This window comes from Amycolatopsis sp. NPDC088138 (genome assembly GCF_044741685.1).
Classification (GTDB): domain Bacteria; phylum Actinomycetota; class Actinomycetes; order Mycobacteriales; family Pseudonocardiaceae; genus Amycolatopsis.
This window is the reverse complement of sequence record NZ_JBIUTB010000001.1, coordinates 51,566-72,581: the sequence shown is the minus strand read 5'-3', so window position 1 is coordinate 72,581 and position 21,016 is coordinate 51,566. Positions and strand designations below refer to the sequence as shown.

The window sequence follows — 21,016 nt, the reverse complement described above, 5'->3', positions numbered from 1 at the left end:
ATTGTCGGCCCTCCCGCTCGAATCGGCGCCGCGGGCCGGTCACGATCCGCCGAACGGGCGCTTCAGGGGCCCTCCGGCGGCAGGAACGCCGGTCGCGCCGCGGGATCCGGCTCGTCGTAGTACCGGCGGAACACAGCGGTCTGACCACCCGAAACGGGCGGCACGATCCAGCTCCAGTCGGCGGGGCACCGGCGCCCGGCGCGCTCCTCCTTCTCCAGGTGCGTCAGGAACCGCCGCGACTCCGTGTGGTGGTCGGCCATCGTCACCCCGGCCGTGTCGAACGAGTACTGGACCGCCAGCGTCAGCTCGACGAGCGCCCGGTCGCGCCACATCGTGCGCTCGGAGCCGGTGTCCAGGCCCATCAGCTCCGCGACGACCGGCAGCAGGTCGTAGCGGTCCTCGTCGGCCAGGTTCCGGGCGCCGATCTCGGTGCCCAGGTACCAGCCGTTGAACGGCGCGGCGGGGTAGGTGACGCCGCCGATCTCCAGCGGCATGTTGCTGATCGCCGGCACGGCGTGCCAGCGCAGGCCCAGCCCGGCGAACCAGCGGTGGTCGGGGTGGGTCAGCGGCACCTCCAGCACGGCGTCCGGGGGCAGCGTGAACAGCCGCGGATCGCCGGGGTCCGCCTCGAGAAGCAGCGGGAGGACGTCGAAGGAGCCTCTCCGCTCCGGCGGGCGCCAGCCGAGCCGCCGGACCTCGTCGGTGAACTCGGCGTTGCGCGGGTCGCCGAGCACCGAGCCGTCCTCCAGCCGGTACCCGGCGTAGCGGATCAGTTGCTCGTTGTGGATGCGCGGGCCCGCGACCACCGGGGTCTCCGGGGCGAAGACGGTGACCGTCGGGCGGATCCGGCCGGCGCGGGTGGCCTGACGCAGGTGGGCGACGCACTCGCCGGCGATGTCGGCGGGGTCGGTGACCCGGCGCCGGTCGCGGACGCGGAGGCTGTTCCAGTAGAGCCGGCCGATGCACCGGGCCGAGTTGCGCCAGGCGACCCGGGCGCCGTACGCCAGCTCGGCCGGCGTGTGCCGGTAGGTGCCGGTTTCGGCGATTTCGATGCGTACCTCGGCAAGGCGCGTCTCGAGCCACGTGCCCTGCTCGGCCGCCCCTTCTTCGAACATGAGGTTGAGGAATTCCTCGGCCTCCGCGGAATTGACGCTCTGTTCTCCCGACACCCGTTGGTGGTAAAGTGTCGGCGCGGTTGTCACCCGCTCGGACGTAGCAGTCACCGCGCTACCCCACTCTCCGAAATCGTGATCTGCATCCCGACGGGAAGGTTCACCGTTCCTCCGATGGTCGCCGACAACACTGTCGGCCGGAAATGCCTGCAGCACGGGCGCTTCCGACCAGGCGGGGGAGGATACCCCACGTTTCGCGGGACACGGACACCGAATGCCCAGTACGTCCCGCGTTTCTCGAAATAACGTCACCACCTGGGAAAACGCCGGAAAATAGCCGTTACCAAGCGTTATCCGGACATGCCGCTGCGCATTTCCCGTCAATCGATCACAATTGCACGGGAAGTCCGCGTGATTGTTTCCCGGGCACGGATCTTCGGCTTTTCGTGGGTAATCGCCGAACGGCCTTTTCCGGCGCCGGTCCCCCGTGTACGCGCGCGGGCGGGCGCGTCGTTTAGAGTCGGGTGATCGGCAGAGGAGGAGTTTCGTGAGCCGGATCCCCGTGGTCCTCGTCGCCGGGTTCCTCGGCGCGGGCAAGACGACGCTGCTCAACCACCTGCTCGCCAACCGCGAGGGCGCCCGGGTCGGCGTCGTGGTGAACGACTTCGGCAGCGTGAACGTCGACGCGCTGGCCGTGGCCGGGCAGGTCGACACGATGGTCTCGCTCGGCAACGGCTGCCTGTGCTGCGCCGTCGACGCGAGCGGGCTGGACGCGATGCTGGGCCGGCTGTCCTCGGCCGAGGCGGGCATCGACGTCATCGTCGTCGAGGCCAGCGGCATCGCCGAGCCGCGTGACCTGATCCGGCTGATGATCGCCAGCGAGAACCCGGACATCCGCTACGGCGGCCTGGCCGAGGTGGTGGACGCCGCCGAGTTCGAGGCCGCGCGCGAACGCCATCCCGAGCTGGCCGACCACCTGCGGCTGGCCGACCTGGTGGTGCTGAACAAGGCCGACCGGGTTTCCGCCGACGCCCTGGCGAAGGTCACCGCGACGGTCGAGGAGCTGGCCCCGGGCCGTCCGCTGCTGGTCGCCTCGCACGGCCGGGTCGACCCGCGACTGTTCTTCGACCCCGAGCCGCGCGGCGAGCGGGTCGGCCAGCTGTCCTTCGACGACCTGCGTGAAGACGACCATTCGCAGCACCTGCACGCGCACTACGAGACGGTCACCTTCACCGCGGACACCCCGCTCGCGCCGCGCGCGTTCGTCGACTTCCTGCAGCGCCGCCCGGCCGGCCTCTACCGCATGAAGGGCCAAGCCGACTTCGGCGCGGGGTCGCGCTTCCAGCTGCACACCGTCGGCGGGTTCGTACAGGTCGAGCGCTCGGATGCCCCGCGCCGGACGGAACTCGTACTGATCGGCGCGGGCCTGGACACCGAGGCGGTGCTGGCCGACCTGCGGGGCTGCGTCGCGCCCGACCCGGACGTGGTCGACGAGCGCGGCCTGCTGCACATCCTCCGCTACCTCCCCGGCGAAGCCTGAGTCCCGCGCCGCCACGCCGAAGATCGGCAAAACCGCGGATTCCCGCCGCCCGCGGCAGAGACTGACGGCCATGACGACCACCGAGGTGAGCGCACCACGCTGGTACCTGGTCGGCGTGCTGCCCGAAGAGGTGCCGCTGGCGCACCTGATGACCCGCTCGGGCGACCTCCGCTACCGGCGATCGGCCTGCGGCGAGCGCGAGTCCCGCAGCTGGAAGCCGGTCGACTTGACGACATCCGAGGTAGCACCGTGTTCGGCGTGTGTCGCCACACTGCCCGCTCCCCCGGCGGGCCTGCTGGTGGCCCCGGCGGACCTGGACCGCGGCCAGCTGTCCCTCGAACTGGAGCTTTAGCCGAGCGGCACGGTTAGACGGCTGAGCCACCCGAGCCCGACAGGCTCTCCTGCCTCACCCGAGCCGCGGCGAGGGCCCCGGCGGCAGCCAAGCGCGCCCGCCGGGCCCTCACCCGAGCCGGCAAGCCGGCCGCGGCGCGATTGCGCCACCAGGAACGCCTGCTGGACTCTCGCAGCTCCCACCCGAGCCGCGGCGAGGGCCCCAACGGCGGCCAAGCGCGCCCGCCCAGCTCACCTGACTCTCACCCGAGCCGACAATCCGGCCGTGGCGGAATTCCGCCACCAGGAATGCCTCCCGGGCTCTTATAGCCCCACCCAGCCGCGGCAAGGGCCCCAGCGGCGGCCAAGCGCGCCCGCCCGGCTCACCTGACTCCAACCCCAGCTGGCAATCCGGCCACCGCGGGATCCCGCCACCAGGAACGCCTCCCGGGCTCTCATGGCTCCCACCTGAGCCGCGGCGAGGGCCCCGGCGGCGGCCAAGGGCGCCCGCCCGGCTGACCTGACTCCCACCCCAGCCGGTAATCCGGCCGCGGCGGGATCCCGCCACCAGGAACGCCCGACAGGCTCTCCTGCCTCACCCGAGCCGTGACGAGGGCCCCGGCAGCGGCCAAGCGCGCCCGCCCGGCTCCCGGCGCCCACCCCAGCTGGCAATCCGGCCACCGCAGGATTCCGCCACCAGAAACGCCTCCCGGCCCCTCGCGGCTCCCACCCGAGCCGCGGCGAAGGCCCCGGCGGCGGCCAAGCGCGCCCGCCCGGCTCACCTGACTCCAACCCCAGCTGGTAATCCGGCCGCGGCGGGATCCCGCCACCAGAAACGCCTGCCGGCCCCCGCAGCTCCCACCCGAGCCGCGGCAAGGGCCCCAGCGGCGGCCAAGCGCGCCCGCCCGGCTCACCTGGCTCCCACCCCCAGCTGGCAATCCGGCCACCGCGGGATCCCGCCACTCGCGCCGAACGCCACCAACAGGGGCCACCCGAGCAGCAGGCACACCCCACCGAGCACCGCCGACCCCGCGGGGCCTACGCCAGCGCCTTCTCGTAACAAACCGACTCCGGGTCGGCCTCGTGTGGTGGGAAGTTCGGTACCCGGTGGTAGCCCGCGCGCTCGTACAGCCGCATCGCCGCGGGCTGGCGGGCGCCCGTCTCCAGGCGGATGCGGGCCGCGCCTGCCTCGCGGGCCAGGCGTTCGGACGAGGTCATCAGGGCGCTCGACACTCCCGTGCCGCGGGCGTCCGGGGCGACGAACATCCGCTTCAGCTCGTACAGGCCCGGCTCGATCGGCTCCACCGCGCAGCAGCCGATCGCCCGCTCGCCGTCGCGGGCCAGCAGGTAGCGGCTTTCCGGGTGCAGGGGCGGCGGTTGCGCGTCCACCGGCAGGTTGTAGACCACCACCAGCTCGGCGGTCATCGCGGTGACCAGTGCGCGCAGGAAACCGTCGTCGGCCGCGCACTCCGCGACGGTGGCCACCTCAGGCCTTCTTCGCCCGGCTCGGCGCGACGCGGGGTGGCTCGTTCGGCATCTTCGGGTAGACCGGCGGCCACGGTGCGTCCATCAGCCCGCTCGCCATGTCGGCCTCCGACATCGCCAGCAGCGGCTCGATCGACTGCAGCCGCGCCCCTGCGCCAGCCCACGGGTCGCCCCGGTCGGCCAAGCGAGCCGGCACCGTGCTCAAGGTGAACGTGTCTGGCTCGACGTCGCTCAGCTCGTCCCACGAGATCGGCGTCGACACCTGGCCGCCGACGCGCGGGCGCACGCACCACGTGCCGAACACGGTCTTGTGCGGCGCGTTCTGGTTGAAGTCGACGAACACGCGCGAGCCGCGCTCCTCCTTCCACCACTGCGCCGTGATCTTCGACGGGTGCCGCCGTTCGAGCGCCCGCGCCAGCGCGACCGCCGCGGCCCGCACCTGGAAGCTGTCCCAGCGCGGCTCCAGCAGCACGTACAGGTGCAGGCCCCGCGAGCCGGACGTCTTGAGGTGGCCTTCAATGCCGTGCTCAGCCAGGAACTCTCGGGTCAGCACAGCGGCCTCACGCAGATCGTCGAAGCCGATGCCGGGTGACGGGTCGAGGTCGACACGCAGCTCGTCGGCGACCTCCGGGGTGTCGGCGCGGTACGGCCACACGTGGAAACCGAGGCAGCCGAGGTTCACCGCCCACAGGATGTGCGCCAGGTCCTTCGCGACCAGCGCGTCACTCGTCGTGCCGTTCGGGGTCGACACCACCGTGGTGGTCAGCCACGGCGGCACCCCCTTCGGGACGCGCTTCTGGAACCAGTTCTTGCCGCCCGCGCCGTCCGGGTAGCGCTCCAGCAGCAGCGGACGCCCGCCGAGCCGGTCCAGCAGCGGCCCGGAGACCGCGCGGTAGTACTCGACGAGGTCGAGCTTCGTCTCGCCGCGCTCGGGGAAGTAGACCTTGTCCGGGCTGCTGATCTTGACCTCGACGCCGTCGAGGTCCAGCAGCACCGCGCCGCTCATCGCACCTCCCCGAACAGCTCGGCGAGCTCGGCCGGCGGGGCCTCGTCGAGCTGGGCGTACGTGCAGGACTCCGGCGTGCGGTCCGGCCGGAAGCGCACCAGCCGCCCGCCGTGGCGGAAGCGCCCGCCCTGCAGGTGCTCGTAGCGGACCTCGGCCACCCACTCGGTGCGCAGCGGCTCCCAGGAGAGGTCCTTGCCGGGCGCCCACCGGCTGTTCGGGCCCGGTTTGCGGCCCGGGTCCGGTTCGTACTCCGCCCAGGATCGCCACGGATGGCCTTCCAGCGCGTTTTCCCGCAGCGGCGCCAGCTCGTCGACCAGCTCGGCCCGCCGCGCCTTCGTGAAGCTGCTGGCGACGCCGACGTGGTGCAGCACGCCCTCGTCGTCGTACAGCCCGAGCAGCAGCGAGCCGACACCCACGCCGTCCTTGTGCCAGCGGAAGCCGACGACCACGCAGTCCGCGGTGCGCTCGTGCTTGACCTTCCACATGACCCGCTTGTCCTGCTCGTACGGCTCGTCGGCGGGCTTGGCCATGACGCCGTCGAACCCCGCGCCCTCGAACCGGGTGAACCAGTCCACCGCCTGGTCCGGGTCCTCGCTCAGCGGGGTCAGGTGGACGCGCTGCAGCCCTTCGGCGTCGGTCCGCAGGACGCTCTCCAGCTGCTTGCGCCGCTCCCGGAACGGCGCCCCGGTGAGGTCGGTGTCGCCGAGCGCGAGCAGGTCGAAGGCGACGAAGCTGGCCGGTGTCTCCTCCGCCAGCTTCCGCACGCGCGAGGCCGCCGGGTGCAGCCGCAGCTGCAGCACCTCGAAGTCGAGGCCGGCCGGGGTGACCAGGACGATCTCGCCGTCCACCACGCACCTCGGCGGCAGCGCGGCGGCCAGCAGCTCCACCAGCTCCGGGAAGTACCGCGTGAGCGGGCGGTCGTTGCGGGAGCCCAGCTCGATCTCGTCACCGTCGCGGAAGACGACGCACCGGAAACCGTCCCACTTGGGCTCGTAGAGCAGGCCCGGCGTGCGCGGCACGTCGTGCACGGCTTTCGCGAGCATCGGCCGCACGGGCGGCATCACGGGCAAGTCCACCGCGCGAGCTTAAATCACCGGTACGACACTTCTTTCGAAAAAAGACACAGCCAGGCGTGATACACACGTCCTCGTGACCACCGAACGCCCCGAACCGCCCCTGGTCGGGGGCGAGCGCGAAATGCTGCGCACGTTCCTCGACTTCCACCGCGCCACGCTCGCCATGAAGTGCGACGGACTGTCCGACGAGGACCTGCGCCGCGCGTCCAGCCCGCCGTCGACGCTGTCGCTGCTCGGCCTGGTCCGGCACATGGCCGAGGTCGAGCGCACCTGGTTCCGGCGGGTGATCAACGCCGAAGACGTCCCGCTGCGGTGGTCGGCCGAGGGCGACTTCCAGGCCGCCTACGACGCGAGTACCTCGACGCGCGCGGAGGCGTTCGACGCGTGGCAGTCCGAAGTGGAGCAGTCGCGCAAGATCGAAGAGGCCGCCGAGTCCCTCGACGTCACCGGGTACCAGGTGCGCTGGGGCGAGGACGTCTCCCTTCGGCTGGTGATGCTTCACATGATCCACGAGTACGCCCGCCACAACGGCCACGCGGACTTCCTCCGGGAAGCCATCGACGGCGTGACGGGGGCCTGATGGACGTGCTCGCCTGGCTGCGCGACTCCGATCCGGCCCTGCGCTGGCAGGTCGAGCGCGACCTGCTGGGCGAGCCGCCGCCGGTCTGGGAGGCCACCCGTGCCCGCGTGGCGACCGAGGGTTTCGGCGCGCGGCTGCTGGGAAAGCAGGATCCGGACGGCCGCTGGGCCGGCGGCGCGTTCTTCCCGGCGGACTTCGACTTCGCGAGCATGAAGACGGACGGCCAGCCGTGGACGGCGACCACCTGGGTGCTCAACGACCTGCGCGAGTGGGGCGTCGACGCCGCGGCCCTGACCGGGACGGCCGAGTTGCTCGCCGAGAACGCCCGCTGGGAATACGACGATCTGCCGTACTGGGGCGGTGAAGTCGACTGCTGCATCAACGCGTGGACCCTGATGAACGGCCTGTGGCTCGGCGCGGACGTCGCCGGGATCGCCGCCTGGTTCGTCGAGCACCGGCAACCGGACGGCGGCTGGAACTGCGAATGGGTCGAAGGCTCGAAGCGCTCCTCGGTCCACTCGACGCTCAACTCCCTCAAGGGCCTGCTCGCCTGGGACACCGCGGCCGGCGGCTCGCCGGCGACGCACTCGGCCCGCCGCGGCGGTGAGGAGTACCTGCTGGAACGCGGGCTCTTCCGGAGGTTGTCGACGGGTGAGCCGGTGCTGCCGGGGGTGAGCGCCTTCTCGTACCCGTTCCGCTGGCACTACGACGTGCTCAACGCGGCCGACTACTTCCGTCTCGCCGGCACGCCCCCGGACCCGCGGATGGCGGAGGCGATCGAGCTGATCCGGGAGGCCCGGCAGCCGGACGGCACGTGGCTGCAGGGCCGCCGCCTCCCGGGCCGGGTGTGGTTCGAGATCGACGTGCCCGAAGGCGAGCCGTCGAAGTGGCTGACGCTCGTCGCCACCCGCGTCCTGAACTGGTGGGACGCCCGCTAAAGCGCCGCCAGGACCAGGCCGCTGCGGGGCTTCGGCGTGAAGTACGTGGCCTTCCGCGGCATCCGGCGGCCCGCCGCGTGCACGGCCAGGACGTCGGAATACGCCACCGGGGCCAGCAGGACCACCGCGTCCGCGTCCGCCGGGACGGGACGCCCGGCCGGGAGCGGGTGGACGTGCGGGCCGTCCGAGGGCGTCGGCGAACAGGACGCGCTCGACGATCTCGTGGTCGATCACCGGGCCCGGCCAGTCCTGCTTCGGCAGCGGGACCCGCAGCACGGCCGAGCCCGCGCGCACCACGACCTCGCCCCGCACCGGGACCGCGTGGTCGTCGAAGCGGACGTCGAGGCCGGCGGCGCACCAGCGGGAGACCAGCTCCTCGGCGTCGAAGCCGGTGCCCGTCAGCACCCGGTTGATCGCGCCGATCCGCAGCTGCGGACCCGCCGTGACCAGGGCGAGGAGCGCGCCGTTGCCGGCCGCGACGGCCGCGGCCACCCGGTGGTTGCCGTCGGCGACCAGCAGATCGGTGGCCGTGACCGCGGCCAGCAGCCGGTGCTGCAGCGGCCCTTCGGGCACCACCCACAGCTCGTGCCGGCGGCCCGCAGCGTCCGAAGTGGACAGATCGGGCAGGCCGAGGCCGGCGCACGCGCGTTCGACCTGCTCGGTCAGCAGGTCGCCGTCGGCGGCCGGGACGAGCAGCGCCGCGCTGGTCGCGCAGCCCAGCCCGGACAGCACGGCGGCCCGCTCGGCGACGACGTCCGGGTAGACGTCCTCGGTGTGGCGCACCCGCGCGGACCCGTCGTCGGTCACCGCCGCCGGGTCGACCAGGCAGAGCAGGCCCAGCGCCACGCCGTCCGGACCCTCGATCCGGTACGGCGCGACGAACCGTGACACCGGCCGGTAGAACCGCTTGCGGAGCCGTTCGAGCACGGCACGGGCGATCGGGACCGCCGCGGCCAGATCGAGCCCGCGGGCCAGCGCCGCCGGGGTGCGCGCCGGGTGCTGCACGGCCAGCAGGCCGTCGGCGGCGCCGGGTGCGGCCAGCACGGCGATCACGCGGTCGGGCTCGGCGAACTCGTCGACGTCCGGGCCGGGAACCGCGTCGCGGGCCACCCACCCCTGCTCGATCGGCCGGATCCAGTCGCTCATCCTGTCCATCTTCCGCGCCGAAGGCCGTGACGGAAATTCGCTGGGGTGCGGGCCACCCCGATGGAATGCTTAGGGCTGCAAAGCAGTTGACTCCGGTCATGGCCACCCCGAGGAGCACGCCACCCATGACGACCCCGGCCCCCGCCAGTGCGAAAGGGGTCGGCTTCCGGTCCGAACGCGGCCCGGTGCTGATCGCCGTCATGCTCAGCACGGCGCTGGTCGCGCTGGACAGCACGATCATCGCGACCGCGGTGCCGTCGGTGGTGCGGGACCTCGGCGGCTTCTCGCAGTTCCCGTGGCTGTTCTCGATCTACCTGCTGACCCAGGCGGTCACCGTCCCGCTCTACGGCAAGTTCGCCGACGTGCTCGGCCGCCGCCCGGTGATGTTCTTCGGGATCGCGGCGTTCCTCGTCGGCTCGGTGCTCTGCGGCGCCGCGTGGAGCATGCCGGTGCTGATCGCCGCCCGCGCGGTCCAGGGCATCGGCGCGGGGGCGATCCAGCCGATGTCGATGACGGTCATCGGCGACCTCTACTCGGTGGAGGAACGCGCCCGCGTCCAGGGTTACGTCGCGAGCGTGTGGGGCGTCGCGTCGGTCGTCGGGCCGACGCTCGGCGGGGTCTTCGCGGAGTACCTGGACTGGCGCTGGATCTTCTTCATCAACCTGCCGCTGGGCGCGATCGCCGCGCTGATGCTGCACCGGAACTTCGCCGAGAAGGTCGAGCGCAAGGCGCACAAGGTCGACTACACGGGCGCGGCGCTGCTCACGATCGGCTGCTCGCTGGTGATCCTCGGCCTGCTCGAAGCCGGCGTCGCGTGGGGCTGGGGTTCGGTCCCGAGCGTGGCGATCTTCGTGGCCGGCGCGGCGCTGCTCGTGGCGTTCGTGCTGGTGGAGAAGCGGGTTGCCGAGCCGGTGCTGCCGCTGTGGGTGTTCACCCGGCGGGTGCTGGTGGGCGGCAACCTCGTCGCGGTGGTCGTCGGCGCGGTCCTGATGGGCCTGACGTCGTACCTGCCGACGTACGCCCAGGGTGTGCTGGGCGCGGGCGCGCTGGTGGCCGGGTTCGCGGTGGCCGCGCTGACCGTCGGCTGGCCGCTCTCGGCGTCCCTGGCGGGCAAGATCTACCTGAAGATCGGCTTCCGCGACACGGCCCTGATCGGCAGCGTGTTCGTCATCGCGGGCGGCGTGCTGGTGGCGATGCTGAACGCGGGGTCGTCGATCTGGGCGGCGGCCTTCGCGGCGTTCGTGCTGGGGCTGGGCCTGGGCCTGTCGTCGAGCCCGACGCTCGTGGCCGTGCAGTCGGTGGTCGGCTGGGACCGCCGGGGCGTGGTGACCGGGACGAACCTGTTCAGCCGGTCGCTGGGCAGCGCGGTCGGCGCGGCCGTCTTCGGCGCGATCGCCAACGCGACGCTGGCCTCTCGGTTCGCTTCTCCGCCACCGGAAGTGGCGGGAAAGCTGCCGCCGTCGGTCGACGCGACCAGCCTGGTCCTGAACGGTCACACGGACGACTCCCCGGTGGCCCGGTTCGTGCGTGGCGCCTTGGCGGACGCGACGCACCATGTGTTCATCGGCCTGCTGGTGGTGGCGGCGTTCTCCGTGGTGGCGCTGCTGCTCATGCCGAGGAAGACGGAACAGCTGGAGTTCTAGGGTCCCGGTAGCCGCCGGGCGCGACGCCGAACTGGCGCTTGAACGCGTGCGAGAACGCGAACGGCGAGCCGTAGCCCGCCTTCGCGGCGATCGACGGCAGCGGCAGGTCCGTGTCCAGCAGCAGCCTCGCCGCCGTCGTCAGGCGCCACCACGTCAGGTACGCCATCGGCGGCTGCCCGGTCAGCGCCGTGAACCGGCGGGCCAGGGTCGCGCGCGAGAGGCCCACCCGGGCGGCGAGGTCCTCGATCCGCCACGGCGCCGCCGGGTTCGCGTGCAGTTCCTCCAGCGCGGCGGCGACTTCGCGGTCGCGCAGGGCCTGCGGCCAGCCGGCGTCCGGGTTCCCGTCGAGCCAGGCGCGGATCAGGAGCACGAGCAGGACGTCCAGCAGTCCGGTGAGCGCGGTCGCCCGCCCCGGCCGCGGTTCGGCGACCTCGGCGCCGAGCAGGTCGATGGCCGCTCGCAGTCCCGAATGCCGGCCGACGTCGGCAGGCAGGTGGACGACCTCCGGCAGGCTCGCGAGCACCGGGTGCCGCCGGGTGTGGTCCAGCCGGTACTTGCCGCAGAGGAACTCGGTCCGGCCGCCGGGCTCGGGCACCGCCGTCTCGAACGGGACCGCCCCGGCCGCGTCCGGAGTGGCGGACAGCGTGTGGGCGCTGCCGTGCGGGACCAGCACGGCGTCACCGGCGCCGAGCGGCACCGGCTCCCCCTCGTCGGGCACCAGCCAGCCGCTCCCCCGCAGCAGCACGTGGAAGCCCGCGCCGTCGTAGGGGGCGAAGCGGTAGCACCACGACGTGCCGGCGCACAGCCGGTTCGACGTCGGCTGCCCGATCCGCACCGCGGCGATCGCGTCGCTCAGCAGGTCCACGCGACCAGCGTAGCCCTGAGACGATCGCGCATCATCCTGAGCATTTCAGCCATGGAAACGCTCACGACCGCGTCCTAGCGTGGCGATATGAACATCGGTGACGTCGAAGTGCTGAAGGTCGTCGAGTGGCAGGGCGAGATCGCCCCGGCGCGGACCATCGTGCCGGGCAGCCCGCCCGGGCTCTGGGCGGACAACGCGTCCTGGCTCGCGCCCGACCACTGGAACCCGGAGACCGGCGGCTACCGCGGCGCGGTCCAGACGTGGGTGCTGCGCAGCGAAGGCCGGACGATCCTGGTCGACACCGGGGTCGGGAACGACCGGCAGCGCCCGCAGATCCCGCTGTTCGACCACCTGCGCACGGACTTCCCGGCCCGGCTGGCCGCGGCCGGCGTCCGGCCCGAGGACGTCGACGTCGTCGTCAACACGCACATCCACTACGACCACGTCGGCTGGAACACCGAGCTGCGCGACGGCGACTGGGTGCCCGCCTTCCCGAACGCGACCTACCTCATCCCCCGCGCCGACCAGGTGTACTTCGACCCCGGCAACGCCCGCCGCCGCCCCGCGCCGCGCGACGAACGCGAACAACTGCGCCGCGACGGGAGCCTGCTGGTCTACGCCGACAGCGTCGCGCCCGTGCTGGGCCGCGCGGTGCTGTGGGAGGGCAGCCACCGCATCGACGGCAACCTGACACTCGAAGCCGCGCCCGGCCACACCCCGGGCTCGTCGGTGCTGCGCCTGGCGTCCGGTCCGGACCGCGCGGTGTTCGTCGGGGACCTCCTGCACAGCCCGGTGCAGATCCTCGAGCCGGAGCACAGCAGCTGCTTCTGCGAAGACCCCATGGCCGCGGCGAAAACGCGCCAGGAAGTCCTGGAACGCGCGGCCGACCACCGGGAACTGGTCGTCCCGGCCCACTTCGGCGGCTCCGGTGCGGCCGAAGTGCGTCGCGACGGCAGCCGGTTTTCGATCCACCGCTGGGCCTAGTTCTGCAGCGGCACCAGCTCGGCCTGGAACTTCTCCAGGAACCCCTCGAAGTCGGCGTGCCCCGGCCGGATCACGAACTTGCTGAGCCCGGCTTCGATGTACTGCTCCACCAGCCGCCGCGCCTCGGGCCAACTGGTCGCGATCAGGTCCGTCACCGGCGTGTCCGGGCTGCGGCGGGCGGCCAGTGCGGTCAGCTCCGGCGGGAGGCCCTGGTCCGCGACCACCAGGCTCAGGCCGAAGTGGTCCTCCTCGATCTCGCGCCCGGTGTCGGCCGCCGCGCGCTGGATCGCGACGCGGGCGTCGCGGGCCTGGGACGGCGTGTGGAAGCTGCCGAGCCAGCCGTCCGCCAGGCGGCCCGCCCGGGCCAGCGCCGCCGGGGCGGTCCCGCCCAGCCAGACGTCGAGGCGCTTTCCCGGCCGCGGGCCGAGGCCGGCGCCCGAGACCTGGAAGAACTCGCCCTCGAAGGACACCTCGTCCTCTTCCAGCAGGCGGCGGAGCAAGGTCAGGGACTCGTCGAACACCGCCGCGCGGCGGCCGGCGGGCACCGGGAACAGGTCGTGCTCGGCCGGGCGGGCCGGGCGCAGGCCGAACACCGGCAGCACCCGCTTCGGCGCCAGCCCGGCCAGCGTCAGCAGCTGCTTGGCGACCAGGACCGGGTGCCGGCCCGGCAGGATCGCGACGCCGGTGCCGACCTTCAGCTTCGACGTCCGGGCCAGCGCGTGCGCCATCCCGATCATCGGCTCGACTTCCGGTGAGTAGACCAGCTCCGAGAGCCACAGCGAGTCGACGCCCGCCGCCTCCAGCCGTTCCGCCAGCCCGGCGAACTCCGCCGGCCCGGTCCCCGGCGCCGGTGCGACGCCCAGCCTGACCTTCAGCACACTGCCCCCTAGCTCGACTACCAACCACAACGCACGGGACGGCCGGGCATTCCGAAGGGCGAGCCCGGACCACCTTCAAACGTTCACGGGCAGGGTGACCGAACCACCCGCCGGTGCCACACTCGCGATCAACCTCCGTGCTGTGTTCTGCCATGTGAGCACGCTGGACAGCTTCTCCCGAATCTCGTGGATGTGCGCGAACTCTGCCGGAAGATCGGCAAACACCCGCTGAATAGCGGTCTTCCAGCGATCGACATCCTGATCGTCGTCGTTGACGTCCACGATCAGCGGTTCCGCCCCTGGGCCGATCACGAGGCGCAACGTCTCGGCCAGACCACTCCTGCCACTCACCAATACCGGGGTCCCGAACCCAATCGCCTCCAGTGCTGCCAGGCCAAAACCTTCTACTCGCGAAGGCATGACACACAAGGCCGCACGCCGGAGATCACGCGCCATCTCTTCTTTGTCGTCCGTGAACGGACGCACGTCGATACGATCGCGTGAAAGTCCGTACGACTGGACGAACGTTTCCCGGAGTTCATCGCATTGACCGGCGCCGGCGCCGCGGATCAGCAGGTCGGGCTTCGGCACGCCGGGCGGTACCACGGCTCCCTTGATCGCCTGCGCCGCAATGTCCAGACCCTTCGGCACCGGGTGACGAGCTCGCGCGAACACCGCGACCGTACGGTTGACCGGCACACTCCGCCGGCGGAGTGGGAACTCATCAGGCACCGTCATCCCCGGGTCCAACTGCACGACCTTGGTGCCACCGAAACCATCTCCGACGATGCCATCCAACCGCCTCGTCAGGAGAGGTCCGACCGCGGCAATCACGTCGGCGTCGGCGGCTATCCGGCGCGTCTGCCGCTCGGACGCTTCAGTACGCGGCCACGCCGCGTCCGGCCGCTTGTAAGGCTCGTTCTGCGCGTAAGAGGTGTGCACGATGTGCACAAGCCTCGCACCCGGGAAATAGTGCTTCGCATAGATCCAGGAAACCGATCCCGTGACGAGATCGTGCCCGATCACGACATCGGGCGCCAACGCGGCGATTTCCGGTGGCAGCAGGAACAACTCCGGTCCACCCGGAGTCATGACTGCCGGAACGAGCTCGACCCCGCTGGAGGCCGCGTCCACATGCTCGCGGCCCGAGGCCCGACGAACGAGACACAAAGTCCGGTGACCATCCCCGGCAAGTGCTGTCGCAAGCATACGGTTGAAGGTGGTGATCCCGCCCGTGGTGGAGGACCACTCGTCACAGATCAGCAGGAGGCACAACCTTCCTGCCCTCCGCACGGAGATCCGGTCGGACATCGCGTTGTCCACGGTCAGATACCGTGCAGCCGCTCGTACTTGTCGAGGATCTCGCGCGCCCGCCCCTGCATCCGATTGGTGGTGCGCGATTGCGCGGCTTCAGCCACCTGGGCAGGATCGAGGCCCAGCCATCGAAGACAGTTCAACCCAATGCTCACGACGTCGACCGCCTCACGCACAGCCGCCTCCCGATCACCTGCCGCGAGATGGTCGCGCAACTCTTCGAACTGAATCGCCACCGAACGCTCGAAATGCGCCAGCGGCTTCGCCTTCAATTCATCATCTACCTCGTCCCAAGCGCGCCACATTGCCTGGAACGGGCCGAGTTCGTTCACCTGTGACTCCACCGATCCTCCGAAGAGAGCCGCCGCAGCGCCTCCAAGTCATGAAGCACGAGACGTCGGCGTCCGGTGCTGACCAGCTTGCTCTCGCGAAGGCGCCTCAGTTCGATCGCCACGGCATCGCGCGATGCGCCGATCCGGGCGGCCAAGTCCTGCTGAGACAGCGTCGTTTCGAGGACCCAACCTTGCTCCGTCTCCCGGCCCACCTCCTTCGCGAGGTGAAGCAGCCAGTCGGCCAGACGCCCTTTGACATCCAGGTTCGACAACAGGACTCGCTGGCTCATCTGACGCCGGCGCTGGACTACGGCGCGGTACATCAGTGGCCAGAGATGCTGCTGCTCGACGAAGTCGAGCAGTTGTTCCGCTGAAATGTCGAGCCCGATCACTGCTGTAATGGTCGTCACCTTCGCCGACCGCGGCTCGTCCATCAAGGCGCCTTCGTCGCCCATCACTTCGCCGGGTCCGAAGATTCCGAGGATCACTTCCGTCCCATCGGCAGCGTGCCGGGTGACCTTCAGGTGCCCTTCACGAATGATCAGCACCGAACGGGACGGCTGACCTTCCCAGAAGATCGTCTGCCCGGCGTCGAAGTGAACCAGACTGCCAAGTCCTTCAAGCGCGCCTCGGAGACGTTCATCGAGGATGTCCATGATCCGCACGGAACTGTCGTCCGCCACCATAGAGAAGAGTGTACTGGTCTACATTCGGGCATGGATAGAGCCGCGGAGCACGAGCGAAAAATCCTCGCACCAACCCTGAGGATTCACCAGATCCTTCGGCCAACGCGCCACGGCGCCGGGCATTCCGCTCAGGCCGTGGCGGCGATGACCCGGCCGAGCGCCGCGTGCAGGGCTTCCAGCTCGGCCACCTCCATGCCGAGCGTCTCCACGACGCGGTACGGGATCTTCTCGGCCTCGGCCCGCAGCGCGCGCCCCTTGTCGGTGAGCTCGACGATCAGCTGGCGTTCGTCGGACCGGCTGCGGGCGCGGGTGACGTACCCGAGCGCCTCCAGCCGCTTGAGCAGCGGCGACAGCGTCGCCGGCTCGTGGCGCAGGGACTCCCCGATGTCCTTGACCGAGCGCGGCGAGCGTTCCCACAGCGCCAGCATCACCAGGTACTGCGGATGGGTGAGCCCGTGCGGCTCCAGCAGCGGCCGGTAGATCGCGATCACGCTGCGCGAAGCCACCGACAGCGCGAAACACACCTGCCGGTCCAGCTTCAGCGGGTCTTCGCCCAGATCGATCATGGCCGGATCCTATCGTGTCGCCCGTCGCACTAATGGTTAGTGCACTAAGTATTAGTGTACTCTCAGTCTCATGGAACGACCTGGAGTGCTTCGCTGGTTCGGTTACGCCGTCGGCCTGCGGCTGCCCGACCGCTACACGGACTGGGTGCTGCACGACGCGACGTCGAAACACTGGCGAGCCCGGTACGTGCTCGAGCGGTCGACCGGCATCGTGCCGCTGTGCCTCGTCTGGCTGCTGCTGCCCGGCCCGATCGGGCTCCGGCTCTCACTGGTCCTCATGGCGGCGCTGGTCGCGTACTTCTACTCCTGCGCGTACATGGAGGAGAGCATCGAGCACCGCCTCGGCAAGCACGGCTTCCCGCACGGCACCGGCCGGCGCATCCGGGCCGAAGCGGCCGAAGCCGCCGGCGCCGAGGCCACCGCCCGGTACATCGCGCGCTACCGGACCCATCCGGAGGGTTAGCTACAGTCGGGGCACGATGAGACGCAAGCTCCGGCCGCCGATCCCGCCCCGCCACGGGCTCGACCCCGCCCGGCTGAAACTGCCCGCCGAGGGCGCGTGGCCGACCCTGCTGGCCCACCTCGTCGACCGGCTGCCGCGGGAGACGCCGTCCCGCATCGAGCAGATGCTGCGCGAAGAGCGGATCCACGGTGTCGACGGCCCGCTGGGCGTCGACACGCCGTTCGAGCCGGGCTCGTTCATCTGGTTCCACCGCGACCTGCCCGTCGAGGTGCCGGTGCCGTTCACCATCGACGTCGTGCACCGCGACGAGCACCTGCTGGTCGTCGACAAGCCGCACTTCCTGGCCACCATCCCGCGCGGCAAGCACATCCTCGAAACGGCCCTCGTGCGCCTGCGCCGCGAACTCGACCTGCCGCAGCTGTCCCCCGCGCACCGGCTGGACCGCGTCACGGCGGGACTCGTGATGTTCGTGATCACCCCTGAGATGCGCGGCAAATATCAGACGCTGTTCCGGGATCGCAAGGTGCACAAGGAGTACGAGGCGATCGCGCCGTACGACCCGGCGCTCGAGCTGCCGCGGACCGTGCGGAGCCGGATCCTCAAGGAGCGCGGGGTGCTCGCCGCGCAGGAGGTCCCCGGCGAGCCGAACGCCGAGACGTACATCGAGCTGCTCGAGCACCGCGACGGCCTGGGCCGCTACCGCCTCGCGCCGTCGACCGGCCGGACGCACCAGCTGCGCGTGCACCTGAGCGGCCTGGGCATCCCGATCCTCGGCGACGACTTCTACCCCGACCTGGTCGAGAACCCGCTCGACGACTTCACGAAGCCGTTGCAGCTGCTGGCGAAGGTGCTCGACTTCGACGACCCGCTGACCGGCGCGCACCGCCGGTTCACCAGCGGACGCCGCCTGACCGCCTGGGACGACCTCGGCGCGTGGGCGGCGCCCCCGGCGTGAACGCTGCTTGTGCCCGTTTCCCGAGCTGGCGGCTTTGGCACCGGCCGCCGGGTCCGTGCTTCGCTGAAGGCCCGAAACGGCAGGAGAAGAACCGTGGCCGAACACCGGCTCCCGGCGACGCGTGAGACCACTGTGGACGTGTTCGACCGGGACACCCCACCCGTGCTCACGGTCGACCCCGGCGATTCCCTCGTGGTCGCTTCACTCGACGCCGCGGGATACCTGGAACGCCGGATCGACGGCCCCACGATGATCCCCGGCCGGCGCGGGCACTGCCTGACGGGCCCGATCGCGGTGCGCGGCGCCGAACCAGGCCTGGTCCTGGGCGTGCACTTCACGTCGATCACGCCCGCGGACTGGGGCTGGACGTCGGCCGGGAAGAAGGACACCGCGCTCAACCGCGCCCTGGGCGTGGCCGGCGGCCCGGGCACCTGGCTGACGTGGGACATCGACGGCGACACCGCCACCAGCAACCTCGGCCACACCGTCGGCGTGGCCCCGTTCCTCGGCGTCACCGGCCTCCCGCCCGCCGAACCGGGCCCGCACTCGACCATCCCGCCGAGGGCGGCCGGCGGCGGCAACATCGACTGCCGCGACCTCGTCGCCGGGTCCACGCTGTTCCTGCCGGTGACCGTGCCCGGCGCGCTGCTGCACCTGGGCGACGGCCACGCCGCACAAGGACACGGCGAAGTCGGCGGGACGGCGATCGAGTGCTCGATGACGACCGAGGTGACCCTCACGCTGTCGGCGGATCCCGTGCTCCCGGGCATCCACGCCGAGACCCCGGAAGGGCGGGTCACGTTCGGCTTCGGCGCCGACCTCAACCAGGCGATGGCGGACGCGCTGGCCGCCATGACGACCTGGCTGCAGCACCTCTTCGACCTGGACCGGCCGACCGCGCTCGCACTCGCCAGCCCGGTCGTCGACCTGCGGATCACCCAGGTCGCCAACGAGACGTGGGGGGTGCACGCCGTCCTGCCGCACGGATCGGTCCGCTGACCGGCCGGGACGCGTCCGTGCGTTCCTCCCCGGCGGGATCAGGGGGCCGATGCGATCCTGGGAGGCATGACCAATCAGTCCGGCCCGCGGCGTGAACTGGAACGGACACAGCACGGCACCGGTTTCGCAGCCGACCAGGCGCGGATCGCCCTGAACGCCGAAACCCCGGCTGATGGTCTCCAGGCCGCCATCCTCGCGCTGGCCACCGCACGCGGCCCGGACAGCAGCACCTGCCCCTCCGACGCGGCGAGAGCAGTGGCCGCCGACTGGCGCCCCCTGATGCCGGAAGCGCTGAACCTGGCTCGTGCTCTCGCCCGCAGCGGCCAGGTGGAGCTCAGCCAGCGTGGTAAGCCGCTCGACCCGGACGGTCAGTGGCGAGGGCCGATCAGGATCCGGCTCCCCCGGCCTTGAGCACGCAAGTCGCTCGACCAAACAAAGGTCTTTGATCTTCAACGGACAGCTGCGTCTGGCGCGAGGCCGAAGCGGTTTTCGAAGTCGCCGGGCTGGTGCAGGCCGCGACCGAAGAGATCGGTGACCCTTGCTTTTCGTCTCCGGCCAGCCGAAGGCGAAACAGTGAAATCGTCCGGCACCGCCGGCCGCGCTGTGGCCCGCCGGTCACCGGCGGCCCCCGCCCTCGGTGCGCAGGTTCAACGCGAAGGCCGGAACCGCGTACGGACCGGGGCGGCGCGGGCCGTTCGGGAAGAGGACGACCATGTGCCGTCCCCAGCCGCCCACCCACGCGAGCCGGTCGGTGAAGTCCGCCAGCGCATTGGCCCCGTGCGTCGAAGACATCGCCTTCAGCACGATGCCGGTGCCCTCGCGGTAGCGGACGTGGATCTCCGGCGGGGGCCGCCTCAGTGAGCGGCTGCTGCGGGCGAAGACGCGCACGATGTCGACCGTCGCGTTCCGCCACCCGGTGGCCGCGACCGCGCGGGCCCGGCCCCGCCAGCCCACCGCGGCCCAGACGGCGAACAGCGTCCCGAGCGAGCCGGCCACGAGCAGGACGTAGCCGAGGTTGACGAGGAACTGACTCTTGTTCTCTTCCACCAGGGTGCGCACGCGATCCGGGTCGGCCCGGTCGTAGATCACGGTGACCCGCTCGCCGACGACGTAGGAGTTCTTCGAGTCGCGGACGATCTTCGCGGTCCGCGACTCGAAGCGCACCTCGAACGTCATCCCGCCCCGGGTGAACGTCCGCACGGAAACCACCTCGCCGGTCGTCCGCGCGCCGGTGGCGAGGAGCTCGTCGGCAGAGTTGTCGAGCAGGACCAGATCCGCGGCCCCGGCCCCGGCCAGCGCCATCCAGACGAGGACGAACGCCGCCGCGCGACGCGCCACCCGGCGCAGCCGCCCGGTTTCCGCCGCGAAGTCGATCCGGCGGTCGTGGTCGTGCTCGGTCGGCAGCGGCAGCCAGCCCCCGAAACCGTCCTCGCTCGCGAAAGCGCGGTTCCGGACCGACACCCGCAGGCGCCAGACCGCGCCGCCGGCCCCCACCGCAACCAGGACGGCAACGGCGGGAACCAGCCCGAAAGCCGCCACCACATCCGGAGAAAAAGCGAAGACGGCCACCACCGCCACCGGGAGAGCGAACCACACCCACCGCCGCCTGACGAAACCACCGAAGGGGTCCATCAGCCGAGCTTAGAAGCCTTGAGCAGCAACGATACTGCGAGAAACGGCACAGGACGGCGAGGCAACCGGACGGCCGCGCCAGGCGTGCAAGCGAGCAGGCCCGACAGTCCCCCAAATGCCAACGCGTCGCAATTCATGGAATCCATTCGCAATGCGGGTCATCGACGGGATTCGTATCCTTTCCCATGAAGGCACCGTCTTCGGGGCCGGATCCGAACGGATGGACGTTGCGGTGTGAGAGACCAAAGGCCAATCGCGCCGGGGTGAGCCGCGAAGCGGCAATGCGCCAGCACCCTGTCCAACGCACGATCTCCGTTTGTACGACCACCGCTAGCACCCACCGTCGCGGCCGGGCGCTTGGGGAACAATCACGCGGCATGACGCCGATCCCGACCTTCATCAAGTGTGCAGGCCCGGTTCGCCGGTGACGCCCAGAGCGACGAACGGACGCAGAAGATCTGCGCGCTCGTGTCCAAGCCCGGCTCG

The 21,016-nt window shown here is 71.2% G+C and carries 21 protein-coding genes and 1 pseudogene; 10 read left to right on the top strand and 12 right to left on the bottom strand.

Annotation, left to right across the window (positions count from 1 at the left end):
* Window positions 1-62 precede the first annotated feature (62 nt).
* A complete protein-coding gene (locus ACIOD2_RS00350; RefSeq protein WP_400532626.1) occupies window positions 63-1,169 on the bottom strand; it encodes a nitric oxide synthase oxygenase in 1,107 nt (368 codons plus the stop codon).
* A 490-nt stretch (window positions 1,170-1,659) separates the two neighbouring features.
* Here ACIOD2_RS00350 and ACIOD2_RS00345 point away from each other — a divergent pair, with 490 nt between their 5' ends.
* Together ACIOD2_RS00345 and ACIOD2_RS00340 are read left to right on the top strand one after the other, a co-directional pair.
* The gene (locus tag ACIOD2_RS00345; RefSeq protein ID WP_400532624.1) at window positions 1,660-2,652 is read left to right on the top strand and encodes a CobW family GTP-binding protein; all 993 of its coding nucleotides are present in this window, start codon (window positions 1,660-1,662) and stop codon (window positions 2,650-2,652) included.
* 70 nt (window positions 2,653-2,722) lie between these two features.
* Window positions 2,723-3,004, top strand: a complete 282-nt coding sequence (locus ACIOD2_RS00340) for a hypothetical protein (protein ID WP_400532622.1) — start codon at window positions 2,723-2,725, stop codon at window positions 3,002-3,004.
* 1,016 nt (window positions 3,005-4,020) lie between these two features.
* Here ACIOD2_RS00340 and ACIOD2_RS00335 read toward each other — a convergent pair.
* The 3 genes from ACIOD2_RS00335 to ACIOD2_RS00325 are packed head-to-tail and all read right to left on the bottom strand — an operon-like array spanning window position 4,021 to window position 6,549.
* Window positions 4,021-4,467 carry a GNAT family N-acetyltransferase gene (locus ACIOD2_RS00335; protein WP_400532620.1) on the bottom strand — a complete coding sequence of 149 codons (447 nt, stop codon included), beginning with the start codon at window positions 4,465-4,467 and terminating at the stop codon, window positions 4,021-4,023.
* 1 nt (window position 4,468) lies between these two features.
* The gene (gene ligD, locus ACIOD2_RS00330; RefSeq protein WP_400532619.1) at window positions 4,469-5,473 is read right to left on the bottom strand and encodes a non-homologous end-joining DNA ligase; all 1,005 of its coding nucleotides are present in this window, start codon (window positions 5,471-5,473) and stop codon (window positions 4,469-4,471) included.
* Window positions 5,470-6,549, bottom strand: a complete 1,080-nt coding sequence (locus ACIOD2_RS00325) for an ATP-dependent DNA ligase (protein ID WP_400532617.1) — start codon at window positions 6,547-6,549, stop codon at window positions 5,470-5,472. The genes ligD and ACIOD2_RS00325 overlap by 4 nt, the downstream gene beginning before the upstream one ends.
* A 73-nt stretch (window positions 6,550-6,622) precedes the next feature.
* Between ACIOD2_RS00325 and ACIOD2_RS00320 the strand changes: the two genes are divergently transcribed.
* Both ACIOD2_RS00320 and ACIOD2_RS00315 read left to right on the top strand, forming a co-directional pair.
* On the top strand, window positions 6,623-7,129 hold the full coding sequence (locus ACIOD2_RS00320; protein ID WP_400532615.1) for a DinB family protein: 507 nt from the start codon (window positions 6,623-6,625) through the stop codon (window positions 7,127-7,129).
* Window positions 7,129-8,067, top strand: a complete 939-nt coding sequence (locus tag ACIOD2_RS00315; RefSeq protein WP_400532614.1) for a squalene cyclase — start codon at window positions 7,129-7,131, stop codon at window positions 8,065-8,067. Before ACIOD2_RS00320 ends, ACIOD2_RS00315 begins: the two co-directional genes overlap by 1 nt.
* Here the strand turns inward: ACIOD2_RS00315 and ACIOD2_RS00310 are convergent.
* Window positions 8,064-9,213, bottom strand: a pseudogene (locus ACIOD2_RS00310) (DUF1015 family protein). The gene ACIOD2_RS00315 and the pseudogene ACIOD2_RS00310 overlap by 4 nt on opposite strands.
* A gap of 125 nt (window positions 9,214-9,338) precedes the next feature.
* On the opposite strand from ACIOD2_RS00310, the gene ACIOD2_RS00305 reads away from it, so the two are divergent.
* Window positions 9,339-10,856, top strand: coding sequence for an MDR family MFS transporter (locus ACIOD2_RS00305; protein WP_400532612.1), 1,518 nt, complete (start codon window positions 9,339-9,341; stop codon window positions 10,854-10,856).
* Here ACIOD2_RS00305 and ACIOD2_RS00300 read toward each other — a convergent pair.
* Window positions 10,822-11,721: an AraC family transcriptional regulator gene (locus ACIOD2_RS00300; RefSeq protein ID WP_400532611.1), complete on the bottom strand. Its 900-nt coding sequence runs from the start codon at window positions 11,719-11,721 to the stop codon at window positions 10,822-10,824. The two genes, ACIOD2_RS00305 and ACIOD2_RS00300, sit on opposite strands and share 35 nt — an antisense overlap.
* Before the next feature lie 87 nt (window positions 11,722-11,808).
* On the opposite strand from ACIOD2_RS00300, the gene ACIOD2_RS00295 reads away from it, so the two are divergent.
* Entirely contained in the window at window positions 11,809-12,705 is an 897-nt protein-coding gene (locus tag ACIOD2_RS00295) for an MBL fold metallo-hydrolase (RefSeq protein ID WP_400532610.1), read from the top strand.
* On the opposite strand, the gene ACIOD2_RS00290 is transcribed toward ACIOD2_RS00295, so the two are convergent.
* The 5 genes from ACIOD2_RS00290 to ACIOD2_RS00270 all read right to left on the bottom strand — a co-directional run bounded on the left by ACIOD2_RS00290 (window position 12,702) and on the right by ACIOD2_RS00270 (window position 16,481).
* The gene (locus ACIOD2_RS00290; RefSeq protein WP_400532609.1) at window positions 12,702-13,583 is read right to left on the bottom strand and encodes a TIGR03854 family LLM class F420-dependent oxidoreductase; all 882 of its coding nucleotides are present in this window, start codon (window positions 13,581-13,583) and stop codon (window positions 12,702-12,704) included. The genes ACIOD2_RS00295 and ACIOD2_RS00290 overlap by 4 nt on opposite strands.
* 75 nt (window positions 13,584-13,658) lie before the next feature.
* On the bottom strand, window positions 13,659-14,906 hold the full coding sequence (locus ACIOD2_RS00285) for a glycosyltransferase family 4 protein (protein WP_400532608.1): 1,248 nt from the start codon (window positions 14,904-14,906) through the stop codon (window positions 13,659-13,661).
* 2 nt (window positions 14,907-14,908) lie between these two features.
* Complete coding sequence (locus ACIOD2_RS00280) at window positions 14,909-15,229, bottom strand: hypothetical protein (RefSeq protein ID WP_400532607.1); 321 nt, start codon at window positions 15,227-15,229, stop codon at window positions 14,909-14,911.
* Window positions 15,226-15,915, bottom strand: a complete 690-nt coding sequence (locus tag ACIOD2_RS00275; protein ID WP_400532605.1) for a Crp/Fnr family transcriptional regulator — start codon at window positions 15,913-15,915, stop codon at window positions 15,226-15,228. Before ACIOD2_RS00275 ends, ACIOD2_RS00280 begins: the two co-directional genes overlap by 4 nt.
* 128 nt (window positions 15,916-16,043) lie before the next feature.
* The gene (locus ACIOD2_RS00270; RefSeq protein WP_400532603.1) at window positions 16,044-16,481 is read right to left on the bottom strand and encodes a MarR family winged helix-turn-helix transcriptional regulator; all 438 of its coding nucleotides are present in this window, start codon (window positions 16,479-16,481) and stop codon (window positions 16,044-16,046) included.
* 70 nt (window positions 16,482-16,551) lie between these two features.
* On the opposite strand from ACIOD2_RS00270, the gene ACIOD2_RS00265 reads away from it, so the two are divergent.
* The 4 genes from ACIOD2_RS00265 (at window position 16,552) to ACIOD2_RS00250 (ending at window position 19,309) form a co-directional block, all read left to right on the top strand.
* Window positions 16,552-16,944 (top strand): DUF5313 domain-containing protein, encoded by a 393-nt coding sequence (locus ACIOD2_RS00265; protein WP_400532601.1) that lies wholly within the window; start codon window positions 16,552-16,554, stop codon window positions 16,942-16,944.
* Window positions 16,945-16,960: 16 nt separating this feature from the next.
* Window positions 16,961-17,899 (top strand): RluA family pseudouridine synthase, encoded by a 939-nt coding sequence (locus ACIOD2_RS00260; RefSeq protein WP_400532599.1) that lies wholly within the window; start codon window positions 16,961-16,963, stop codon window positions 17,897-17,899.
* Window positions 17,900-17,992: 93 nt separating this feature from the next.
* Window positions 17,993-18,898 (top strand): acetamidase/formamidase family protein, encoded by a 906-nt coding sequence (locus ACIOD2_RS00255; RefSeq protein WP_400532597.1) that lies wholly within the window; start codon window positions 17,993-17,995, stop codon window positions 18,896-18,898.
* Between the two features lie 66 nt (window positions 18,899-18,964).
* Window positions 18,965-19,309: a DUF3253 domain-containing protein gene (locus ACIOD2_RS00250; protein ID WP_400532595.1), complete on the top strand. Its 345-nt coding sequence runs from the start codon at window positions 18,965-18,967 to the stop codon at window positions 19,307-19,309.
* A 204-nt stretch (window positions 19,310-19,513) separates the two neighbouring features.
* Here ACIOD2_RS00250 and ACIOD2_RS00245 read toward each other — a convergent pair whose 3' ends face one another.
* Window positions 19,514-20,530 (bottom strand): DUF3592 domain-containing protein, encoded by a 1,017-nt coding sequence (locus ACIOD2_RS00245; RefSeq protein ID WP_400532594.1) that lies wholly within the window; start codon window positions 20,528-20,530, stop codon window positions 19,514-19,516.
* Window positions 20,531-21,016 lie beyond the last annotated feature (486 nt).